The sequence below is a fragment of the Actinomyces sp. SKVG-SVH-4(1) genome (genome assembly GCF_048514265.1).
GTDB classification, from domain to species: domain Bacteria; phylum Actinomycetota; class Actinomycetes; order Actinomycetales; family Actinomycetaceae; genus Actinomyces; species Actinomyces oris.
In genome coordinates this window covers 294,442-316,514 of sequence record NZ_JBGEVE010000001.1, presented here as the reverse complement: position 1 = coordinate 316,514, position 22,073 = coordinate 294,442, and the positions used below count along the sequence as shown (strand labels likewise).

Sequence of the window (22,073 nt, the reverse complement as noted above, 5' to 3'; positions counted from 1 at the left end):
ACCTCACGAACACCGCCGTTCAAGGAATAACCACCCATTGAGGAATCAAAGGAAGAAGGAGGGATCATGACGAATTCTCCTGCCGAGCCCCTGCTCGTGGACTTCGTCGGCGAGCTGTACAGCGTCGAGCCCGGTACGCGCTTCAGCATCGGGCGCGAAGGGGATCTCGTGCTTGACGACGACAACCTGTTCCTGCACCGCACATTCCTCATCCTGGAGCATGACACGGGCCTGTGGTGGGTTGCCAACGTCGGCTCTCATATCGGGGCGACTCTGACCGAGAAGTCCGGTACCTCCCGTTCCTGGATCGCGCCCGGGGCCCGGGTACCTTTGGTCTTTCCGGAGATGGCCATCGTGTTCACCGCAGGGTCGACCACCTACGAGATCCTGCTGACCGTGCCCCTTCCCGGCTATGAGACCGCCCAGCCTCGCCCCATGAGCCCCCAGACCGGTGAGTCGACCGTGGGTATGGTGACCCTGACGCCAAGTCAGCACCTGGCGATCCTGGCACTGGCCGAGCCCTGGCTCAGGCGCACCGGCAGCGGCCCGGTGGACCTGCCGCGCAACGCCGACGCGGCCGCCCGGTTGGGTTGGACCCTGACCCGTTTCAGCCGCAAGCTGGACAACGTCTGCGACAAGCTCGACCGCATCGGTGTCAAGGGCATGCGCGGAGGACCTCGCGCCCACGCCTCCTATCGGCGCACCGCCCTGGTCGACTACGCCCTGACCGCACGGATCGTCACTGTCGAGGATCTCCCCCTGCTGGACAGCACGACGCAGCCGGCGGGCACCGAACATCCAGCGCCTGTCCTTCCACTCCGGGCGCGACACGGAGCTGAGGCGCAGCGATGAAGATCCAGCTCTCCGTGGTCGGGCGCAGCGGCCACCCCACGAACCTGCGCATCACCGCTGACGCCACCGCCACCGTGGGAGACGTCGCTGCGGCACTGGCCAGCGCCAGTCCCGTCAAGGCCACAGGCGCCGTCGATCCCGCCGCGGTGACACTGCGGGTGCTCGACCCGGCGGGCGTCACCGCCCCGATGACCCTGACCAGCCACACGCCACTGGACGAGTCGGGGCTGCGCTCAGGCGACCTGGTCAACGTGAGCGCAGTCGTCTCCGAGCACTCGCCGTCCCAGCAGGTGGCCATCGCCCAGGTCGTGTCCGGGCCCGATAAGGGGCGGAGCTTCCCCCTGCCTCCCGGCTCGACCGAGCTGGGACGCTCCGGCCGCTGCGACATCGTGCTCAGCGACCCGCTCGTGTCCAAGCGGCACATGCGGATTACGGTGGGGCACGGCATCGAGGTGCATGACCTCAACTCGGCCAACGGCGTCATCGTGGCTGACCAACGCGTTCAACGCCTGTCGCTAGGACCGGATGACCTGGTCACCGTCGGGGACACGACGCTGCGCCTGTCCATGCTGACGACCGTCTCGTCGATCCCCGGTATCCGTCAGGGAGGCGACAACGGCGACATCGCCTTCACCCGCTCTCCACGGGTGGTCCCGCGCACGCCCGCGGTCAAGATCAAGCTTCCCGAGGTGCCGCGCTCCCGCAACGCCGCCCGGTTCCCGCTGCTGGCGATGGTCATGCCGCTGCTCATGGGGGCGACCATGCTCCTGATGACCCGCAACATGCTCAGTCTCATCTTCATCCTCCTCAGCCCGCTCATCATGATCGGCAACTGGGCGGATCAGCGCATCCGGCGCAAGCGTGAGCTCAAGCACGACATCAAGGTGTTCATCCAGGGAGTGGAGGACGCAGACCGGCGCCTGACCCGCACGCACGCCGCGGAGCGCCGGGCGCGCAAGGCCCAGTACCCGGCTGTCAACGAGGTGGTCGACCAGGCTCTCGCACTGGGGCCGATGCTCTGGTCACGGCGCCCGGAACATCCTGAGTTCCTCCAGCTGCGTCTGGGGCTGGGGACGGATCTGCCACGCACCGAGATCGAGGCGAACACGCACCGAGACGGCCTGGCGGTCCATCACCAGTCCCTGGACAAGCTACGGGAGCGCTACGCCACGATCAGCGACGTCCCCATCATCGTCAACCTGCGTGAGGACGGGGCACTAGGCGTGTGCGGAACCGGCCCGGACCTGGAGGCGGTGGGGCGGGCCATCGTGGCCCAGCTCATCTGCCTGCACTCCCCCGCGGAGGTCACGGTGGTCTGCCTGACCGACCCGACCGGCCGAGAGCGGTGGGACTGGTTGGAGTGGGCGCCTCACACCTCCTCCCCCCACTCCCCACTGGGTGACCTGCAGCTGGCCTGCGACGGCGCTACCGGCACTATTCTCCTGGCCCGTCTGGAGGAGCTCATCGTCCAGCGCGGCGCCACCACCCCGGCGCGTCGTGGACCGTCGGAGGATGTCAGTGACGACGAGGGGGATGAGGCCATCGTCCCCGACGTCGTCGTCATCGTCGACAACCCTGGGGTCAACCGCTCCCGGCTCATCCGGGTCGTCGAGCAGGGTCCGGACGTCGGGGTCCACGTCCTGTGGTTCGCCAGCGACGTCGCCGACCTTCCCGCCGCCTGCCGCACCTTCCTTCATCTGGGCGAGGAGAAGACGGTCGTCGGCTACGTGCGACGCTCGCGCAATGCGACCGACGTCGTCCCCGAGTCGCTCAGCCACTCCCAGGCCCAGGCGCTGGGTCGCCACCTGGCTCCAGTGATCGATGCCGGTGTGCCCGTCGACGACGAGTCCGACCTGCCTGCGGCCATCTCCTTCGTCGGCCTGACCGGCGAGGAGCTGGCGGACTCCGTGGAGGCCCAGATCTCCAGGTGGAGTGCCAACCACTCGATCATCGACCGAGGAGGTGCGGCCGTCCCCCTCAAGCAGCCCTTGAGCCTGAGCGCCCTGGTGGGGCAGGGAGCGGAGGCACCCCTGGCACTGGACCTGCGCGCCCACGGGCCTCACGCCCTGGTCGGGGGGACAACGGGTGCCGGAAAGTCGGAGTTCCTCCAGTCCTGGGTGCTGGGGATGGCCCAGTCCCTGTCCCCGGATCGCATCACCTTCCTCTTCGTGGACTACAAAGGGGGCTCGGCCTTCGCCCGCTGCACCGAGCTGCCGCACTGCGTCGGTCTGGTGACGGACCTATCCCCCTACCTGGTGAGGCGGGCGCTGACCAGTCTGAGAGCCGAGCTGCGCCACCGAGAGCACCTGCTCAATGAGAAAGGCGCCAAGGACCTGGTCACGCTGGAGAAGACCGGGGATCCCGATTGCCCGCCCAGCCTCGTCATCGTCGTCGACGAGTTCGCCGCCCTGGTCGGTGAGGTTCCAGAGTTCGTCGACGGCGTCGTCGACGTCGCTCAGAGAGGCCGGTCCCTGGGGCTGCACCTGGTCCTGGCCACCCAGCGGCCCGCCGGCGTCATCAAGGACAATCTGCGGGCCAACACCAACCTGCGCGTGGCACTGCGCATGGCAGACGAGTCCGACTCCCAGGATGTCCTGGGAGAGAAGACCGCCGCCCATTTCCCTCCGGAGTTCCCGGGGCGCGCCGCCGCCAAGACCGGGCCGGGCCGGGTGACCCGCTTCCAGTCCGCCTACCCCGGGGCCCGCACCTCCGCCAAGCTGCAGGTGGCCCGTGTCTCGGTCGACGAGATGACCTTCGGGGTCCCCCGCCCCTGGCAGGTGGCCCATATCGAGACCGCGTCCGATGACGTCCCCCAGGACATCGAGAGGGTCGTGGACACGGTCAAGCGGGCCGCCCAGGAGGCGGGTATCACCGCTCCGCGCAAGCCGTGGCTGGAGGAGCTCGCAACCACGTACGACCTGAACTACCTGCCCCAGCGCCGGGACACCGAGCTGATCCTGGGCGTCGTCGACGACCCGGACAGCCAGGACCAGTACGCGGAGTACTTCCGTCCAGACGATGACGGCAACATCTGCTTCTACGGTTCGTCGGGCTCAGGGAAGTCGACAGCGCTGCGGACCCTGGCGATCGCCGCCGGGATCACGCCCCGATCGGGGCCAGTGGACGTCTACGCCCTGGACTTCGCGGGTGGCGGACTGCGGATGCTGGAGTCACTGCCGCACGTGGGCGCCGTCGTCGACGGTGACGACGAAGAACGCGTCAGCCGGTTACTGAGCCACGTGGTGAGCATCATCGACGAGCGCTCCGAGCGCTACTCACAGAGCCGTGCGGGCACCATCACCGACTACCGGCGCATCGCCCACCGCAATGAGGAGCCCAGACTGCTGCTCCTGCTCGACGGCGTGGGCTCCATGCGCGCCGAACTGGAGAAGACCTCCGACGGCGTGGCACTGCTGGACCTGCTCCAGCGGATCCTCGTCGACGGCCGCGGAGTGGGGGTTCACGTGGCCGCGACCGCCGAGCGCCCCAATGCTGTGCCCACCTCGATGAGCAACTCCTTCCAACGCAAGATCGTCCTACGGCAGACCGATGAGGACGGGTACATGTACTTCAGCCTGCCCAAGGACGTGCTCACCCCCTCCAGTCCTCCGGGAAGGGCCATGCAGGTCGGACGCAAGGACGAGGAGCTCCAGCTGGCGATCCTGGGGGATAACGTCAACATCCTGTCCCAGTCACGTCTGGTGGACTCCCTGGGGCACTACCTCACCCGTCAGGGCCGGCAGCGGCCGGCCGCCATCGGAAAGCTGCCCTTAGAGCTGCCCGCGGCGGGGCTGCCACGAACAGTCGCGGGCGCCCCGGCGCTGGGCATGTCCTCGGACACGCTGGCCATGATGGGCTTTGAGCCTGTCGGCGCGATCCTGCTGGGCGGCCAGCCCCAGTCGGGCACCTCCAACGCGATCCGCTGGATGAGTACAGCGCTGTGCGAGTGGGAGCCGCAGATCGTCCGGGTGCATCTGGCCTCGCGGCGCTCACCGCTGGCAGCCATGGAGGGACTGTGGGATCTGTCCGTCTCCGGTGAGGAGAGGATCCGCGAGGCACTCGAACGGCTCTCACCGACCCTGGATGTGGAGGCCGACCCAGGCCATCCCCACGTCGCCCTGTTCATCGAGGGCTATCCCGAGTTCCTCCAGGCCCCACTGGAGATGGCCCTCATCGACGCGGTCAAGAAGGCCAAACGCAACGGGCACCTCGTTGTGGCTGAGGGCGACACCTCCCAGTGGAACTCATCCTGGCCCCTGCTCCAGGAGGTGCGCTCCGCCCGCACCGGTCTCATCCTCCAACCCGACTCCATGGATGGCGAGCTCATCCTGCGCACCCCGACACCGAAGGTGCGCCGCGGTGAGATGCCGGTGGGGCGGGGCTACTGGGTCAGTGCCGGTCGTGCCGTCAAAGTCCAGGTCCCGCTCATGGAGTGAGAGGAGTCGACGCTCGACCGTCACCGGAACAGAGCCTGTCCTGTGAGGCCTACGTCGACAGCGCTCCACGGTGGGGGTTGACCCCCATCGCCTCCCGAGTTCTTCACCCGTACCGTCTTTATCAGCAATCATCCCGTCTCCGGAAGGACAACCCGTGAGCTGCCACGACATCAAGATCGTCGACAAGGACTTCTCGGAGGCATTGCTCTCCCTGGGAAAGATCGAGCACGCCTTCACCTCAATGAGTGATCGCAGTAATCAGTACGCCACGATCGTCGGACACGACCAACTCGCCTCAAGCCTCGAAAAATTCGAGAACTCATGGAAGAAGAAACGCGCTGATCTGACCAGCTCCATCCAAAGCTACCGCAAAGACCTGGAGGGTGTCCGCGACGCATTCACCGCCTGGGACAACGGCGTGGGCAAGGGCCTCAGTAACGAGCAGCAACCGTCACAGAAGGCCGATACCGGAAGCCAGCAGCAACCGCAGACCAGTTCAACACAATCCAGCACACCGCACAGTGGCGAACCCCGACAGCCACTCTCAGCTGGGGACACTCCAACAAACTCGACGGAGAGTGCAGGAACGAGAGCCACGCCCGAATCGAGCGCCAATCGCGGCACCTCCGGCCCCCTTACCCCTTCCTTCAGCGCTTCAGCACAGACGGAACCGACAGACTCTTTTCAAAGCGGTTCGCCACTTTCCTCCCCACTCAACGAGTCAGGTCACCCCGAAGTTGAGCAGATGCGCCAGCTGCTCGGCCCCGCGGTTGATATCGGCCTTGCAGCCTCACCCGACGGCTCTCTGACCATGAGAATCGGCTCATTGACCGGGATCAGTCTTGCAGCCATCAGCAGCGTTCTGTCACACCGGAAGACATCTCCCCCTACCATAGACACATTGGGATCCGACACTCGCCAAGGCGACTCCTCCAACGACCTGCGCCAAGCCCTTGCCGAAATCAGCAATAACGACATCCCCACCTCACTACACTCCGACCGGGAGAGCACGCTGGCTAGCCTCCAAGGCATTGATGAGCAGCCACCGAAGGCTCCTCTCACAACGTCAACACCCCCGGACATGACGAGCGGCTCGAGCGCACCCCCATTACCTCAGGACCACCTTCCCTCAGAAGTCGACACGTCAGCCTCCCCCATATCGCCGACACCCCCAGCACCTCAGGCAGGAGAATCGACACCCCCCTCGCTCACACCTCCGCAGCCCAGCCCCTCCCCCTCCACTAGTGCCACATCCTCATCCACGTCAGCAGGCCACAAGGCAGAACCCTCATCCTCTTCAAGCACCCCCCTCATGAGCGGAATGGGGATGGCCGCAGGTCTGGGGACAGGAAGTGCCATACAGTCAGCAAACGACGATAAGCGAAATGAAGAAGCCCGTCGCCTGCGGGACCAACTGCAATCTCTTAAGGAGAAGAACTGATGAGTGCACGTCCCTCTGACTGGAGCCCACTCGGACAACAAAAGGATCCCATCCCCGGAGATCCGCTGGGAGTTCAAGCCGCAGCCCGCCAATACACCGAGACTGTTGAGGCCATAAAAACCGCCCAGAGCAGCCTCCAGAGCATTTCCTACGAGTCTCACGGCGAAGCCGTGGCCAAGCTGCAGAGTAAAGCCAAGCATCTGGTGGAACAGATTGGCCAAGCCCAGTCGCGCTGCGAAGGAGCAGCAGCAGCATTGAACACCTACGCACCACACCTGGAGAACGCCCAGAAGATCTCCCTCGAGGCACTCAAAGAGGCGGAAGGGCACGCAGGTCAGCTTAAGCAGGTAGAAAACCAGAAGAAAAACATCGAGAACGCCTATAATTCCAGCCGAAACCCCGAGGAAATGAAGTCCCTGAGATCAAGCTATGCCAACCTGCTTGGACAGCAGAGCGAGATCCAGGGGAACATCAACGCATCCAAGAAAAAGTTGAAGCAAGCGATCGAAGAGCGCGACTCTGCAGCAAGCAACGCCATCTCCCAACTTGATAAGACCGACGAGAACAGCCCCATGAAAGACGATTTCTGGGACACCGTCAAAGAGGTCCTCAGAGTCATGGCCAAAGTGGCTGAGCTCATCGAGCCAGTCTTTGACGCATTCAGCGAGTTCGTTGAGGGCATCCTTCCTGCAGTCACCGAAATCGCCTATGCAATTAATCCGGAACTTGGAGTCGCTGTGAGCATAGCAGTTCCGGTCACCCTGACCCAAATGAAGGGATGGATTCAGCGCATCCAGGACATCTCTAAGGTCGCGGACGGCAAGATGAGACCAGGAGAGTTTATTAAGAGAGAACTTAATCGAACCGGCGAACTATTCAAGTCACTAGCCAGCGGAGTCACAGAAATCTTCAACAAAGGAAAAGGGGGAGGAAAAAACAAGAAGACCCCTAAAACAAAACCGAAGAACAAGCCCAACCATCAAACCCACAATCCTCAAGACCCCCACCGCAAGAACAAAAATAGATCCCCAGAACCCAATCGTTCCCCCAAAAAACAGCCACACCCCATACCGGGGCGAAAAACCCCCAAGTCGATCCCCCTGACCAGACTCGCTTGACGCCTCCGAAAAAACAGGCTCCCACGCACTACATACGACACTTAGACAGCCAAGGCGAGAAATATCGTGAGACCCTTCAACTACATCATTCCCCCAGAATGGAGAACAGTCCACCTCAGCGGAGACCTATCCGCTCAGGCTACCGAACTAGCAGAGGAAATGATTTCTGCAGGCAACAGCGAGACACTACATCACATACGCGGGAAAATTGCAGAGGCATTGGCGAGCCATCTCATATCGCTGGCCGACCTTGAGGCATTCTTGCTGCTCATGGAGGTCGATGCAGTTGCAGGCATCCGCACCGGTACTTTCCTTGCAGCCCTCCCATTTCCTTACCAGGAAGGCGAGGATCCAATGGACACTCTTCTCGCCATCGCGGCTTCGACACCAGGCGCACAAGCATTAGAGGGCGGAGATCTGCTCATCATGCGTACACGAGTCGCGAAGGATTGCACCGATTCCATCAACACGGCCTTGGTTACGGCCAGAGGAGACCTGGGTCTCGATCTGTCAACGCTCACCCCGGGTTCCGCTGTGCGCTCGGAACGACTGACCTACTACCTCGGCCATCCAGATATTCCTGACAGCTGGTTCACCATGGTTGGAAACATCACCACTCACGACGACGCCGACGGACAAGCGTTGGCAGGGTCACTTCGGGATGTATGTGATGCGGTCGTCGAGTCAGTGAGGTTCTCATGAACTCATACTCTCTTCCCGAGTCTCCACAATGGACCGAGGTCCCTCGTGCCGACCAGCCAGAAGGGACAGTTCAGCCCTTTGCCCGGCTGGGTCTGAACAACGCAGACGGGGACATCATCGGCATCGTCGACCTCATCGCCTTCCCCGCTGAGGGAGAGGAGTCTGAGAGCCTCCCTACCCTCATCACGGCGCCAGAAGAGGCACCTGGTCCCCATGTGTGGGACACGGTGCTGCTACCTGGCGGAACCACGGCCTACCGCTCTCTGGGGCCGACTCTCGAACCATTGAACGAGCGAAGCACCCCTATCGAGTTTGTGTGCTACCACGCGCTGCGCCGCGGCAGCATCGATGTCGTCGCAGCCACCTGGCTGGGACCCGACCCAGGCATTCTAACGGAGGTGATCACCCCGCTCGAGACCATGCTTGACTCGCTCCAGATTGAATCGTGAGCGGGCCGATGGGGGTTGAGCCCCATCGCCGCAGATCCTGATGACCGCAATACTTACGTTCAACAGCAACACCACATGAAAGGACTACTTCCATGGCCAACATCTCCGCTTCCTACGAGGACATGCGCTCGCAGGCCAACGCCCTGATCACCACCCGCGACAACATCCAGCAGCAGCTCCAGCAGGCCAAGATGCAGGTGGACAACCTGGTCTCCTCGGGCTTCGTGACCGACGCCGCCTCCGGCGCCTTCCAGACGAGCTATCAGGAGTTCACCACGAGCGCCACCAAGACCATCGATTCCCTGACCAGCATCTCCAACAACCTCAACCAGGTCGTCTCGACCCTGGAGGAGACCGACACCTCGTTGGCCTCCCAGCTGCGTGCCTGACCGTACACCGACTCAACGAGGCGCCTTGGGTGCGCTCGCGACATCATGCGGGTCCCCCAAGGCGCCTCGGTCGTTGTGCTCCGGTCTCAGCCACGACAGGAGCCCCGGTCCAGTCACGTGGCTGGGGCCGGGTGCGTCGCCTCCAGCCGGAGGCGGTGCGCTCCACCTTCCCTGAGAGCTCCAGGATCCCCAGTGCCGACGTGGTCTCCTTCGGGGACAGCCCGGCGGAGCGGACGATGGACTCGGTACTCGCCGCGGCCCGGGCCGGCATGGCGTCCAGGACCAGCGAGGCGGCCGAGTCCAGGCCGTCGAGGAGCCCACTGCCTCTCAACTCGGGGTCCTGCTCCTTGGCGGCGTCCGCGTCGACGGTGCCCAGGGGCGTCAGCAGCTCCAGGGCATCGTCGGTATCGGTGATGCACACCGCCCCTTTGCGCAGGAGCCGGTGGCATCCGACTGAAGACATGGAGGTCACGGGGCCGGGAACGGCTCCCAGCTGCCTGCCCAGCTCGAGGGCGCGGTGGGCAGTGGACAGGGCGCCCGATCTCCAGGCCGCCTCCACCACGATCGTCGCCTGCGAGATCGCCGCGATGACGCGGTTGCGTGAGACGAACCGGTGGCGGCCGGGCTGACAGCCCGGCGGTACCTCCGCCACCAGGGCCCCGGAGGCGATGACTGCCTCCAGCACCCCGGTGTTTCCCACCGGGTAGAGGCGGTCCACTCCCCCGGCTGAGATTGACACCGTTGGTCCCTCGCCCAGTGCCCCACGGTGAGCGCAGGCATCGATGCCGAAGGCTCCCCCGGAGACGATGAGGCCGCCCTTGGCCGTCACCCCCGCGGCCAGGGAGGTGGCGACCGTTTCCCCGTACCGGGTAGAGGCCCGGGCCCCCACCAGTGCCAGGCACAGTCCGCTGGCCGGTCCCACCGGCATCCGCTGCTCACGTACAGGTTGACCAGCACCCGCGACACGTGGAGCCTCGTCGTCTCCGACGGCCCCGGGCTCGCCTCCCTCAAGGCCCTTGTCCCTCAGGTCCCCGGCGTTGACCAGCAGCGAGGGGTCGCCGCGCACCCACAGGCAGAAAGGCGGGTGCTCAAGCTGGTCGAGTCCCGGCGGCCACCAGGGCTCCCCCGGGAGGATGAGGCTGCCACCCAGGCGGTCAAGCACATCGAGCTCACGGCGGATATCGAGACCCTCCAGGCGCGGCGCCCACCGGGCGGCGACCTGGGCCCAGCAGGCGCTGATATCGGCGGAGCCGGACATCCCCGGGGGCGGCTGCGGCACCGGTGGCCGCGGGGAGCCGCGCACCTGTCCGGAGGGGTCGATGGCCTCCTCCAAAAGCCACCTCAGGGCGGGACTCGGCCCGAGCCGGCCCACCACCATGGCTGCGGTGGCGTTGTCGGGCTCAGCCAGGCGGGACCAGGTCGCGCGTGCCAACGCCGGATCGTCGATGTCGTAGGGCAGTGTCATGGGCGTCATGGGTGTTATGGGCGTCATGGCCGCACTCCTGAGGTTCTCAGGGCCAGGGCGGTCCCGATGTGGGCGAGGGAGAGGGTGTCGAGCTCCTCGAGGTCGGCGAGGGTCCAGGCCAGTCTGAGGACCCGGTCCACCCCGCGCAGGGAGAGGTCGCCGCGTTCGAGGGCGGTCATGAGCCGGTGGCTGAGCGGAGCGCTGAGTCCGCCGTCGGGTCCTCTGAGGTAGGAGCCGGGGACCTCCGCATTGAGGCGCCACGGGGTACCGGCCAGTCTGCGCTCCGCGGCCCGGCGGGCGCGCAGGACGCGCTGCGCCACCTCGGCGCTGGACTCTCCGTGTCCGGCGGAAGCGAGGTCGGCGGCGCTGACGGCACCGACCTCGACCTGGATGTCGACCCGGTCCAGCAGTGGACCGGACAGTCGTGAGAAATAGCGCCGCCGCTGCAGGGAGGTGCAGGTGCACTCCAGGCCGCGGCCGCCGGCCTTGCCGCAGGGGCAGGGGTTGGCGGCCAGGACGAGCTGGAAGGCGGCCGGGTAGCTGGCACGTCCACCCACCCGGTCGATGGTAACCGCTCCCGACTCCAGCGGCTGGCGCAGGCAGTCCAGAACGCCGGCACTGAACTCGGGGGCCTCATCGAGGAAGAGCACCCCGCGGTGAGCCAGGGAGACATCCCCGGGGCGGGGCAGGCCCGAGCCTCCCCCGACGACGGCGGCCCGGGTCGCCGTGTGGTGCGGCGCGCGCAACGGCGGCCGGGTGATGAGTCCGCGGGCGGGATCGAAGATGCCGGCCACGGAGTGCAGAGAGGTGACGGTGACGGCGTCGGCCTGCTCCAGGGGCGGCAGGATGGAGGGGAGCCTCTCAGCGAGCATGGTCTTGCCCGTACCCGGGGGCCCCACCATGATGAGGTGATGTCCCCCGGCGGCGGCGACCTCCAGGGCCTGGCGGGCCTCGGACTGCCCGACGACGTCGGCCAGGTCCGGCTGCTCGGCATCCTGCGGCGGGGTCGTGGGGGCATCGTCTGTGGCGGCCTCGGTGACCTGCTCCAGCGCGGCGGCCACGGCCGCGCTCAGGCGCCCTCCATAACGCTCGACGAGCTGGCCAACGTGCCTGACGGCGGTGACGCGGGCGCCGGGGACGAGCTCGGCCTCGGCGGCGGCCTCGTGGGCGACGACGATCTCCTCGACCCCAGCGGCCACCGCGGCCTGGACGCTGGGCAGGACACCGCGCACCGAGTGCACGGAGCCGTCCAGCCCGAGCTCGCCGATGTAGACGGTCCGTCCCAGGAGCCCGGCCGTGCTCCGTCCGAGCCGACCGCGGGCCCCCAGGACGGCCAGGGCGAGCGCCAGGTCCAGCCCGGTCCCGGTCTTGCGCAGATCCGCTGGGGAGAGGTTGACGGTCAGGCGCTGCTCGCCCCAGGTGACGCCGCAGGTGCTCAACGCGGCCCGGACGCGCTCACGCGACTCACGCACGGCGGCGTCGGGCAGGCCCACGAGGGTGAATCCGGGCAGGCCCTGGGCGGCATGAGCCTCGACCTCAACGATGTGTCCGGCCAGCCCGGTCAGCGTGACAGCGAGTGTACGAGCTAGCCCCATGACGCATCCACCGCCCGGTGGTGGCGCAGCAGCGCAGGACGCGCGTCGCGCAGAAGGATGGAGACGACGTCCAGGCGCATGCCGGCGTGCGGCGGGGTCTCGTGGGTACTCGCCCAGGCGGCAGCCAGGGCCCGCAGTCGGGCGACCTTGCGGGCGTCGACGGCGGCGGCCGGCGGCCCCTGGCGCAGGGAGCTGCGGGTCTTGACCTCGACGATGACGAGCCTTGCTCCTGCCCGCCCCTGAGCTGGGTCGGTGACGGACTCACTGCCCGGCTCGCGGTGCGCGTGACCGGGTTCCAGGGCGATGATGTCGAGCTCTCCGCGCAGGCCGTGGTCCGGACGCCAGTTGCGCTCCAGGACCTGCCAGCCGATGTCCTCCAGGTAGGTGGCGGCAAGATCCTCTCCACGCCGTCCGGTGCTCTGGCGGGACGTCCCTGCGCGGGCAGCTCCTGCGCCTCCCGGGCCCTGGAACGGCGGCGTGAGCGCGTGATCGCCGCACCTGGCTGCGATCACCGTTCGTCCCCTTGTGGCTGCTACGACCTGGTCGGTCATCCCGATCACCTCCGCCACTAGCGTGAGGCCGGATCAGCCGGTGCGCGTCATGGCCCGATCGGCTCTGTGGAAGGCGCTGTCAGAAGACGAGCTGTGGCCCCCGGCGAGCGGGGAGGGACAGCCGAACGGAGCTTTCTGAGGTGGCGCGGCGTGGGAAGGACGCTAGGAGGAGGGGATGTCCATCTCGAGCTTGGTGAGCTCCTCGACGTTGACGTCCTTGAAGGTGACGACGTGAACGGACTTGACGAACCGGGAGGCCCGGTAGATGTCCCACACCCAGGCGTCCTCGAGGGTCAGCTCGAAGAAGACCTCCCCGCCGCTGGTGCGTACCTGGACGTCAACGGCGTTGGCCAGGTAGAACCGCCGTTCAGTCTCCACCACGTAGGAGAACAGGGAGGCGACGTCGCGGTACTCCCGGTACAGCGAGAGCTCCAGCTCGTTCTCATAGGACTCGAGGTCTTCTGCGCTCACCGGGCCATCATGCCTGGCCTCAGCCGCTGGAGGCGGCAGGCAGCGGGGGCGAGTCGGCCCTGCCCGCACCTCGCCCCCGGGGCCGCACACCCGCGTCAGGCGGCGCCGTCAGCGGTGGCACTTGTCCAGGCCGGGCAGGTGCCAGCTGTGTCGATGCTGGTCACTGGCCCCCAGGGTGGCGAGTCCCCGGATGTGGGCCGGTGAGGCATAGCCCTTGTTGGAGGCCCAGCCGTAGCCGGGGTCATCGAGATCGGCCATGAGGCGGTCGCGTTCGACCTTGGCCAGGACACTGGCCGCGGCGACGACGGCGCACCGGGCGTCGGCCTTGACCTCCATGCGCACCGGCGGGGTGGAGAGAACCTCAGCCGGCTCGGGACTGTCCTTTGGGGCATGAGTGCTCTCCAGGGTGGTGAGCAGGTCGGGTTGGGGGGCGGTGAGCCAGTCGGCCACGCCGTCGAGGATGATGACGCCGGGGGCGTGACGGCGATCAGCGACCTGCTGCAGGGCCCGCAGACCCGCCACCCGAAGGGCCCCGATGATGCCGTGCTCATCGATCTCTGCCGGTGAGGCGTGGGCGACGGCGTGGTCCACGAGCCAGCCGCGCACGGGCTCGATCAGGCCGGTGCGGGCCCGGGCCGTCAGCTGCTTGGAGTCGGCGAGTCCCTCGGGGAAGTCATCGTCGGTGCGCCGCGCCACGATCGCCAACCCGACACTGACCGGTCCGGCCAGGGCCCCGCGACCGACCTCGTCCAGACCGCCGACGTAGTCGTAGGTCTCCAGCAGGGCCTTCTCCAGGGACCGGTCGGGGCGGGTGGGTCCTCGAGGACTCACCTCGTTCTCCCCGCAGCCTGCTCCTGGCCGGAGGAGTGTGCCGAGACGTCCGGGCTGTCAGCCGGCCCGCCGGGTCCGGTCTGCGGCCCGTCATCAACACCGGCCCCCTCGCCACCAGTGCCAACGTCATCGGAGTCCCTGCCCTCGGGGGCCGGGGAGGGGGGCTCCTCCTCGGAACCCGTCTCCCCGTCACCCGTGGGGGCAGCGGGAGACGAGGGAGGTGCCGGCGGCGTCGCCTCCTGCGCCGGGACGTCTGAGAAGGCGCGCTCCCCTCCCCACAGCAGCCCCCACCGGCTCAGGTGCGTCCACTGGAAGACCACCTTGGCCACCCCGACGACGTTCTTGAGCGGCACGAAGCCGCCATGGGCGTCGTCACGGTGGTAGCGGGAGTCGGCCGAGTTGGAGCGGTTGTCCCCCATGACCCACACGTAGCCTTGGGGGACGGTGACATCGAAGGAGGTCAGGGACGGGGACTGACCGTCCTTGACGTAGGGTTCCTTGATCGCGACACCGTTGACGCTCAGTGTCCCCTTCCCGTCGGCGACCACATGGTCGCCGCCGACACCGACGACCCGTTTGACGAGGTGATGGCCGGTGTTCTCCGGCAGAAGGTTCACTGAGACCATGAGCCTCTGGGTGGCGCCGCGCAGTCCCGTCGGTTCCTTGACGTGAAGCCAGTCGTCGGGATCGGAGAAGACGATGACGTCACCCCGCTCGACGTCGTCGGAGCCGTACATGGGCACGGCGACCTTGTCCCCGTCACGCAGGGTACGTTCCATGGAGCCCGAGGGGATCTCGTAGATCTGGACGACGTAGGACCGGAGAAGAGCCGGCACCATGATGACGACGACCACGACGAGCACCAGTCTGATGACCCGTTGGTACAGGGGGCTGGTCTGCGGCGGGGGGATGGCGGGGGCCACCTGCCGGCGGGGCGGGATGGAAGGGGGCAGCTCGGTGGGCTCGTCATTGGGCTCGGGCTCGGCGTCGGGGTCGATGAACGGGTCGTAGTCCCACTGCTCGCTGTCGTCGACCGGGGCCGCACTGGGAGGTTCCTCGGCGGCCTCAGGAGCCGTGCGGCTCTCCTGGGGGGAGTCCGCTGACGGAGAGCTGCAAGCCGGTGTGATCGCGGACCTGGAGGTCCGGCCGATCTGAGAGGGATCGGCCTGCTTCAGGTCCAGCCCGACGTCGTCGGCCCCATCCTGCACCGGACTCACCGTGCTCCTTCCCCGGAATTGATGGACATGGGTCCACCGCTGCACGGCGGTGGGAGATGGCGAGCGCCCGGAACCCGTGGGCTCCGGGCGCCGCCTGGAGAGTGCAGGCGCTCAGTCCTCGCGACGCTCCTTGATCTTGGCGGCCTTACCGCGCAGGTTGCGCAGGTAGTAGAGCTTGGCGCGGCGGACCTGGCCCCGGGTGACGACCTCGATCTTCTCGATGGAGGGCGTGTGGACGGGGAAGGTGCGCTCAACACCGACGCCGAAGGAGACCTTGCGGATGGTGAAGGTCTCCGAGACGCCGCCGCCCTGGCGCGCGATGACGACGCCCTGGAAGACCTGGACGCGGGTACGCGATCCCTCAACGACCTTGACGTGGACCTTGAGGGTGTCCCCAGGACGGAAGGAGGGGATGTCGTCACGCAGTGATGCGGCGTTGATCTCGTCGATCAGGTTCATGTTTCTCTCCACACCCGTGCCACTGGTCAGGAGTGCTGGTTCGGCGGCGCCGCGCCGTGCGGGGCAGCGCCGGAGGTGGACGCTCCTGGGCTCCTTCACGGCGGCCGCCTCCCCAGTGGCAGAGGAGCCGCAGGACCCAAGTGCCCGCTCAGTTTGCCACAGCCTCAGTCCACGGACGAGTGCGTCAGCCTCGACGTGCCTGAGTTCACGCCTTTCTCACGCCCCGGCACGCATTCGGGGCGATCAGTCCCCGGAGCCCGCCAGCGTGCTCGCCGGGTTGGGCGCGGCCGGTCCGGCAGGGAGCGCCGTGGGGGTGGAGGTCGGCTTGGGAACCTGGGAGAAGACCTCCTGCCCGGAGGTGAGGCTGGACCAGTGGGAGTAGGGCCACACGACGTTCTTGGCCACGCCGACGACGTTACTCAGGGGCACGAAGCCACGGTGGACATCGTTCTGGTGGTAGCGGGAGTCCGAGGAGTTGGAGCGGTTGTCGCCCATGACCCAGATGTAGCCCTCGGGGACGGTGACGTCGAAGGCGACCTCGGAGGCCGACCGGCCGGGCTTGAGGTAGCCCTCATGGAGCTCGACGCCGTTGACGGTCAAGGAGCCCTTCCCGTCGGCCACGACGTGGTCACCGGGCATCCCGATGACCCGCTTGATGAGGTGGTGGCCGGCGTTCTGGGGGAAGATACGGATCGCGACGAGGAAGTCCTGCGCGGCGCCCTGCAGGCCAGTGGGCTCCTGGGTCGTCAGCCAGTGGTCAGGGTCCGTGAAGACGACGACGTCACCCCGGTGGACCTTGTCGGAGTCGTACATCGTCACGGTGACGCGGTCGCCCTCGTTGAGGGTGTTCTCCATCGAGCCCGACGGGATGGTGAAGCTCTGGATGATGAAGGTGCGGATGAGGGCGATGATCGCCACGGCGACGACCAGGTAGGACAGGGTAATGCCCCACTGCTTGAGGCGGAAGACGATCCGCTCACCCAGCGAGGCCGGCTCAGCGGCCTCGCTGGCCCCGGCCTTGTCCTCGCCGGCGCGGTCCTTGTGACGGTGGTTGTTCCGGCGGTCATGGTCGGTCCGCAGGTGCCTGCCCGAGGTCACGTCCTCATCCGCCTCATCATGGATCCTGCCCTGAGGGCTCTGGTCGGGTGCGCTGCTCATAGGCCTTCTCCTGTCCGCCGGGTCATGACGACGTCGTGGGCGTCCTGGCCACCGACGTTGTAGGTGCGGGTGCCGACCTGGCGGAAGCCGGCCCGCTTGTAGGCCTTCTGGGCGCGTTTGTTGGTGACGTGGGTGCCGAGCCAGAGCAGGTCTGTTCCGTGGGCGCCGGCCTGGCGCGTCACGGCGTCCATGAGCGCGGGGGTCAACCCGGATCCCCTCATGGCGGCGTCGACGTACACCTTGGACAGCTCGCCGACGACCTCTCCCCCGGCGGGCCGCACGCAGGCGGGACGGGGGTCGATCCCGTGGGGCTGTTCCCCGTCGGAGTCGGCCTCCTCGCGCAGCACCGCGGCGTAGCCGACCAGGGCCGGAGCGGTGCTCGTGCTCGCCCTCCCCTCGAGGCCGCCGTCCCGCACTGACGGGGGCTCCAGCAGCTCGGCGAGAATGAGGTCGACGCGGTCGTCGTCGGCCCAGGTGGCGAACAGCTCGGGAACCAGGTTCGTGGCGATGTGGCGCTCGAGGAACTCGGGGTCGATGACGTTGCCGCAGGCATCGGGAAAGGTGCGCGCCGCGAGCTCGGCCAGGGCGTGGGCGTCGTCGGCGGTGGCGTTGCGAAGGCGCACCGGAACCGGGTGGTCCGCCCCGGCCGGGACTGCCCATCCCAGGCGAGCCAGGAGCGCGCGGTCCTCACGATCCAGGCCGGCGGGGTCCAGGGCCCGGATCATGTCAGGTCGGCGCTCAACGGTGCGGGTGAGGGCCTGGTCCCGTCTGGCTCGAGCGATACGGCCGTGGTCGCCGGAGAGCAGGACGGGGTCGACCTCCAGGCCTCGCCACCGGGTGGGGCGGGTGTGGACGGGGTACTCCAGCAGGCCCGCGACTCCGTGGGACTCCTCGACCAGGGACTCGGGGTTGCCCAGGACCCCGGGCAGAAGCCGGGCGATGGCCTCGATCATGACAATAGTGGCGACCTCTCCCCCGTTGAGCACGTAGTCGCCGATGCTCAGCTCGCGCACCTCGATGCCGCGGGAGGCGTAGTGCTCGGGCACGCGCGCGTCGATGCCCTCGTAGCGGCCGCAGGCGAAGACCAGGCGTTCGGCTCCGGCCAGGTCCTCGGCGGTGCGCTGGGTGAAGACCTCCCCGGCGGGGGTGGGGACGATGAGGACCTGACGGGGCGCACCGGGGGTGTCCACGGCGAGCACCTCATCGAGAGCCTCGCCCCACACGTCGGGCTTCATGACCATGCCAGCCCCACCGCCCAGGGGCGTGTCGTCAACGGTGCGGTGCCGGTCGTGGGCGTGGTCGCGCAGATCGTGGACGTGCAGGTCGAGGGGGCCGTGGTCGGCCGCCTTCCCGATGAGGGAGAGGTCGAGGACCTTGAGGTAGTCGGGGAAGATGGTGACGACGTCGATCCTCACCTGGCCTCCTCCGCCTGGCCGCGTCCGGGGAACAGGCCACCGGGCGGGGCCAGCGTCACGGTGCCGGCCTCGGAATCGATGGCCGGTACGAGAGCCTCAACGAAGGGCACGGCCACATCGTCCCCCTCAGGGGTGGTGACCACGAGCCGGTCCTGGGCGACGCCGGGCTCCAAGTCGGTGACCTCTCCCAGCTCCTCACCGGAGACGCTCAACGCTCGTAGACCGACGAGCTCGTGGCGGTACCAGGCCTCCTCGGAGTCCTCAGGGCCCTCACCGCCCTGGTCGTCGTCGGTCTCGACCAGGAGCCTCACTCCTCGCAGGGCCTCGGCAGCCGTGCGGTCGCGCGCCTGCTCGAAGGCGGCGAACCAGCGCGTACCGTCGAAACGCAGACGGCTGACCGTCAGCGGGCCCGCGTGGGCCGGCTCCGTGGGGACGGTGGTTCCAGGTGCGAGACGGCCCTCGGGGTCATCGGTACGGATCTCGAGACGCACCTCGCCCTTGAGGGCATGGGCGGGACCGACGACAGCAAGGGTGAGCAGCACCTGTTCTCCTGGGATCGGGGCATGGAACGGTTTGTCCGGAAGGTCTGGATGTCTGCGGCCAACCTACCGCGCCGTGGTCTGCGTTCCCATCGGCCGCGGGGATGAGGTGGCGAAACGCCGGAGTGAGGTTGGCCAACTCGATGCGGACCATTCTCCTGTTGGCCACGGTCGTCGCCACCGGCGGCGCAGGAGCGCCCGCCCCGAAGGACGACGACGCCCGGCCCCCTTGGGCGGGGACCGGGCACCGGCGTTGATCGATCAGACCGGCCGAGGCCGAGACGGCCTACTGCACCGACCTGAAGGCCCTGCGCTCAGCGGCGGTCAGTGTCGACGACGTCGACGCGCACCGGCGAGTCCGCCAGCGCTCCGACCACTGTGCGCAGTGCTCGAGCAGTACGGCCCGAGCGGCCGATGACTCGGCCGAGGTCCTCGGGGTTGACCCGCACCTCCAGCAGGTCGCCACGGCGCAGCGACCGGGAGGTGACGGTGACGTCGTCAGGGTTGTCGACGATGCCCCGTACAAGGTGCTCGAGGGCGTCGGCCAGCATCTCAGGCCTCCTCGGCGGCGGCCTCATCGGAGGCCTGGTCCTCAGCGGACTCCTCGGCCTTGGACTCGGCGGCCTCGGCCGCTGCAGCGGCCTCCTCATCAGCCTTGGCCTTGGCGGCGGCGGCCTTGCGCTTCTCAGCGTCATCGGCGGCGGCCTTGACCGCGGCCTCCTTGGCGACCGCGGCGGCGTCGGCGTCCTTGACCTTGAGGGTGCTCTCGACACCCTTGAGGCCCTTGAACTGGTGATAGTCGCCGGTGATCTTGATCAGCTTGTAGACAGCGTCGGAGGGCTGAGCGCCCACGCCGAGCCAGTACTGGACGCGCTCGGAGTCGATGCTGATGAGCGAGGGCTCCTGCATCGGGTCGTAGACGCCGATCTCCTCGATGACACGGCCATCGCGCTTCTTGCGGGAGTCGAGGACGACGACCCGGTAGAAGGGGGCGAACTTCTTGCCCATGCGCTTGAGGCGAATCTTGACTGCCACTTGGTTGAACTCCTGGTTCTGGATGGTTTGGCGCGCGCTGGTCCCCGGTGGGGTCAAGCAACGGTTTCCGGCGTGAGCCGAGACGCGACCGGGGCCGGGAGAGGGACCGACGTCCGACCGAGTACAGCCGGACATTCTGCCAGAGCCTCCGAGGAGGTCGCCAGCCCGAGCCGGGGCGCCGCCCCACCACTCGGTGCGAGATCGCCCACAACTGTCGCCGAGAACAGCGCTGAACGGAATTCACGGTTCGGCCGGGTGGCGATGCCAACACACTCAAGCCCATCCGGGCCGCACCGGTCCAAAACCCGGCATTACATACGAAATCGGGGCATGCTTCGTTCATGAGGCCTCCCTCCTTCAGCAGTCGCAGCATCCAGCCACCCGGCAAGACCTCATCGATCCGACCACCCCGTTCCGGACAGAGCGCTCCGACGTCGATCCGTCCTCCCAGCACCCCCTCGACGGACGGACTGCCCTCAGGCGCCGACCACGAGAGCGCCACGACCGGACCGAAGCGCCCCCAGCGCACCCCACAGCCCCTGACTGGTGACACGCAGGCCATCAAACCCCGCCTCACTGTGGGGCTTTGGCCCGCGGTCATCCTTGGAACCGTCTGCGTGATGGCACTCGTCATTGCGGGACGGGTGGCCGTGAACTCCACGTCACACGTTGCACCGAGCGCCTCTCCCCCACCACCTCCGCCTGCCTCCTGCGAGATGGAAGGACATCAAACGGAAGGCTCTTCATGGAAGAAGACGTGGAGTCTTGACACCGGTCTCCCGGAATGGGAGAACAATTTCACGTGGGACACCTACGCGTGCGGGCACTATATCGTTGTCATTCACCACAAGAACGACGATGAGGCAGATCTGACAGGATTCCACATTAAAGGCAATACACCCAAGAAGATCTGGTCGACGTCACTAGGATATACGTTCACCACCGGCTACCGACATTGGTGGGGAGGGCACCTGCTACTGAACGGCCAGGTTCTTGACCCAACAACAGGAAAGACGACTGAACTCCCAACGGTTTTCCAGTCTTTAACCTTCGTCGCCAATGATAACACAGCCGTCTCATGCAGTTCCTCATACTCGGACGCGAACAGCACCTGCACGGGTTGGGACTGGAATAATGGAGAGCCGACTCAGCGCTGGCAGCAGACCTACGACTTCACATCAGTCCACCCACTCTGGCACCATGCCGATGGAACACCATCATCAGAGTCGATCGCGGTGTCCGTTGAAAGCTCCCCCAAAGACTCTTCCAGCATCGGAGTTCTTTCGACGAGTGACGGCTCCCTTGTGACCCTCTCACCGGAAAAGAACAGTCAAGGGCACCCCATTCAACTGCTTTCCGCCAGCGACGGCTGGGTCACTATCGATCCAGACAGCTCGACAGCATCCACCTTCTCCAAGAATGGGGCACCCGCGGAGTCCTTCGCCCTTAAGGGCTCCGCAGCGTCCCTCCTCATCAAGGATGGCCAACAACCCACACTGTCACAGTTCAAGGCCGCTTACGAGTCGGGCGACACGAGCTGGGCCGATATCGACCTCACCTGCACCGATGCCACGCACTGCAGTCTCAATGGAAACCCATTGACGCTGTCCGACGACGTAGCCACGTGGAACACCCCGGCCCGTGCGCAGTTCCAGAGCTCCTGGAAACTGAGTACCGACAAGCGCACGCTCACCATACGCGGCCGCTCCGCCAGCAGTGAGATCGGTGCGGTGTTCATGATCGACACGGCATCGAAGACGCCGTTGGCTCCTCTGCCCATCACATCCCGTGGCGCAGTCATCCCCGTCTGGCGCCAGGATTTCATTGTCGCGATCGACGGCTCCACGTTGGTCGGCTACGCACCGCAGTCCTGAGGACACGACGGCCTTCCGCACAGCCCGCTGCTGCATGACAGGTGTCATGCGCCAGCGGTGACAGCGCTCAGTACCG

Annotated in this window: 20 protein-coding genes; 8 read left to right on the top strand and 12 right to left on the bottom strand. The window is 66.8% G+C overall.

What is annotated here, in order from left to right; all coding sequences use genetic code 11:
- Nucleotides 1–66 precede the first annotated feature (66 nt).
- The 7 genes from AB7V09_RS01250 to AB7V09_RS01220 all read left to right on the top strand — a co-directional run bounded on the left by AB7V09_RS01250 (nucleotide 67) and on the right by AB7V09_RS01220 (nucleotide 9,387).
- Nucleotides 67–852, top strand: a complete 786-nt coding sequence (locus AB7V09_RS01250) for a hypothetical protein (protein ID WP_279012698.1) — start codon at nucleotides 67–69, stop codon at nucleotides 850–852.
- Nucleotides 849–5,288, top strand: coding sequence for an FtsK/SpoIIIE domain-containing protein (locus tag AB7V09_RS01245; protein WP_419142681.1), 4,440 nt, complete (start codon nucleotides 849–851; stop codon nucleotides 5,286–5,288). Before AB7V09_RS01250 ends, AB7V09_RS01245 begins: the two co-directional genes overlap by 4 nt.
- Before the next feature lie 154 nt (nucleotides 5,289–5,442).
- Nucleotides 5,443–6,729, top strand: coding sequence for a hypothetical protein (locus AB7V09_RS01240; RefSeq protein ID WP_009407064.1), 1,287 nt, complete (start codon nucleotides 5,443–5,445; stop codon nucleotides 6,727–6,729).
- Entirely contained in the window at nucleotides 6,729–7,847 is a 1,119-nt protein-coding gene (locus tag AB7V09_RS01235; protein ID WP_279012701.1) for a putative T7SS-secreted protein, read from the top strand. Before AB7V09_RS01240 ends, AB7V09_RS01235 begins: the two co-directional genes overlap by 1 nt.
- Before the next feature lie 66 nt (nucleotides 7,848–7,913).
- Nucleotides 7,914–8,549 (top strand): hypothetical protein, encoded by a 636-nt coding sequence (locus AB7V09_RS01230; protein ID WP_419142680.1) that lies wholly within the window; start codon nucleotides 7,914–7,916, stop codon nucleotides 8,547–8,549.
- Nucleotides 8,546–8,998 carry a hypothetical protein gene (locus AB7V09_RS01225; protein WP_279012702.1) on the top strand — a complete coding sequence of 151 codons (453 nt, stop codon included), beginning with the start codon at nucleotides 8,546–8,548 and terminating at the stop codon, nucleotides 8,996–8,998. Before AB7V09_RS01230 ends, AB7V09_RS01225 begins: the two co-directional genes overlap by 4 nt.
- A 92-nt stretch (nucleotides 8,999–9,090) precedes the next feature.
- Entirely contained in the window at nucleotides 9,091–9,387 is a 297-nt protein-coding gene (locus tag AB7V09_RS01220; RefSeq protein WP_009747753.1) for a WXG100 family type VII secretion target, read from the top strand.
- Nucleotides 9,388–9,430: 43 nt separating this feature from the next.
- Here AB7V09_RS01220 and AB7V09_RS01215 read toward each other — a convergent pair whose 3' ends face one another.
- From AB7V09_RS01215 to rpsP, 12 genes are all read right to left on the bottom strand, one after another.
- Complete coding sequence (locus AB7V09_RS01215) at nucleotides 9,431–10,879, bottom strand: DNA-processing protein DprA (protein WP_419142679.1); 1,449 nt, start codon at nucleotides 10,877–10,879, stop codon at nucleotides 9,431–9,433.
- Nucleotides 10,876–12,447 (bottom strand): YifB family Mg chelatase-like AAA ATPase, encoded by a 1,572-nt coding sequence (locus AB7V09_RS01210; protein ID WP_419142678.1) that lies wholly within the window; start codon nucleotides 12,445–12,447, stop codon nucleotides 10,876–10,878. Before AB7V09_RS01210 ends, AB7V09_RS01215 begins: the two co-directional genes overlap by 4 nt.
- Entirely contained in the window at nucleotides 12,438–12,998 is a 561-nt protein-coding gene (locus tag AB7V09_RS01205) for a YraN family protein (RefSeq protein ID WP_419142677.1), read from the bottom strand. Before AB7V09_RS01205 ends, AB7V09_RS01210 begins: the two co-directional genes overlap by 10 nt.
- A 162-nt stretch (nucleotides 12,999–13,160) precedes the next feature.
- On the bottom strand, nucleotides 13,161–13,469 hold the full coding sequence (locus AB7V09_RS01200; RefSeq protein ID WP_003781502.1) for a DUF2469 domain-containing protein: 309 nt from the start codon (nucleotides 13,467–13,469) through the stop codon (nucleotides 13,161–13,163).
- Nucleotides 13,470–13,577: 108 nt separating this feature from the next.
- The gene (locus tag AB7V09_RS01195; protein WP_419142676.1) at nucleotides 13,578–14,300 is read right to left on the bottom strand and encodes a ribonuclease HII; all 723 of its coding nucleotides are present in this window, start codon (nucleotides 14,298–14,300) and stop codon (nucleotides 13,578–13,580) included.
- Nucleotides 14,297–15,517, bottom strand: coding sequence for a signal peptidase I (gene lepB, locus AB7V09_RS01190; RefSeq protein WP_419142675.1), 1,221 nt, complete (start codon nucleotides 15,515–15,517; stop codon nucleotides 14,297–14,299). Before lepB (AB7V09_RS01190) ends, AB7V09_RS01195 begins: the two co-directional genes overlap by 4 nt.
- Nucleotides 15,518–15,628: 111 nt before the next feature.
- Complete coding sequence (rplS, locus tag AB7V09_RS01185) at nucleotides 15,629–15,976, bottom strand: 50S ribosomal protein L19 (protein ID WP_003786428.1); 348 nt, start codon at nucleotides 15,974–15,976, stop codon at nucleotides 15,629–15,631.
- 243 nt (nucleotides 15,977–16,219) lie between these two features.
- A complete protein-coding gene (gene lepB, locus AB7V09_RS01180; RefSeq protein WP_315032727.1) occupies nucleotides 16,220–17,134 on the bottom strand; it encodes a signal peptidase I in 915 nt (304 codons plus the stop codon).
- Nucleotides 17,131–18,549 (bottom strand): tRNA (guanosine(37)-N1)-methyltransferase TrmD, encoded by a 1,419-nt coding sequence (gene trmD / locus AB7V09_RS01175; protein ID WP_419142674.1) that lies wholly within the window; start codon nucleotides 18,547–18,549, stop codon nucleotides 17,131–17,133. Before trmD ends, lepB (AB7V09_RS01180) begins: the two co-directional genes overlap by 4 nt.
- On the bottom strand, nucleotides 18,546–19,091 hold the full coding sequence (rimM, locus tag AB7V09_RS01170) for a ribosome maturation factor RimM (RefSeq protein WP_314158463.1): 546 nt from the start codon (nucleotides 19,089–19,091) through the stop codon (nucleotides 18,546–18,548). The genes trmD and rimM overlap by 4 nt, the downstream gene beginning before the upstream one ends.
- A 311-nt stretch (nucleotides 19,092–19,402) precedes the next feature.
- Nucleotides 19,403–19,639, bottom strand: coding sequence for an RNA-binding protein (locus tag AB7V09_RS01165; protein ID WP_003786440.1), 237 nt, complete (start codon nucleotides 19,637–19,639; stop codon nucleotides 19,403–19,405).
- A gap of 1 nt (nucleotide 19,640) precedes the next feature.
- A complete protein-coding gene (rpsP, locus tag AB7V09_RS01160; protein WP_070512919.1) occupies nucleotides 19,641–20,123 on the bottom strand; it encodes a 30S ribosomal protein S16 in 483 nt (160 codons plus the stop codon).
- 620 nt (nucleotides 20,124–20,743) lie between these two features.
- Here rpsP and AB7V09_RS01155 point away from each other — a divergent pair.
- On the top strand, nucleotides 20,744–21,997 hold the full coding sequence (locus AB7V09_RS01155) for a hypothetical protein (RefSeq protein ID WP_419142673.1): 1,254 nt from the start codon (nucleotides 20,744–20,746) through the stop codon (nucleotides 21,995–21,997).
- The last annotated feature ends 76 nt before the right edge of the window (nucleotides 21,998–22,073 follow it).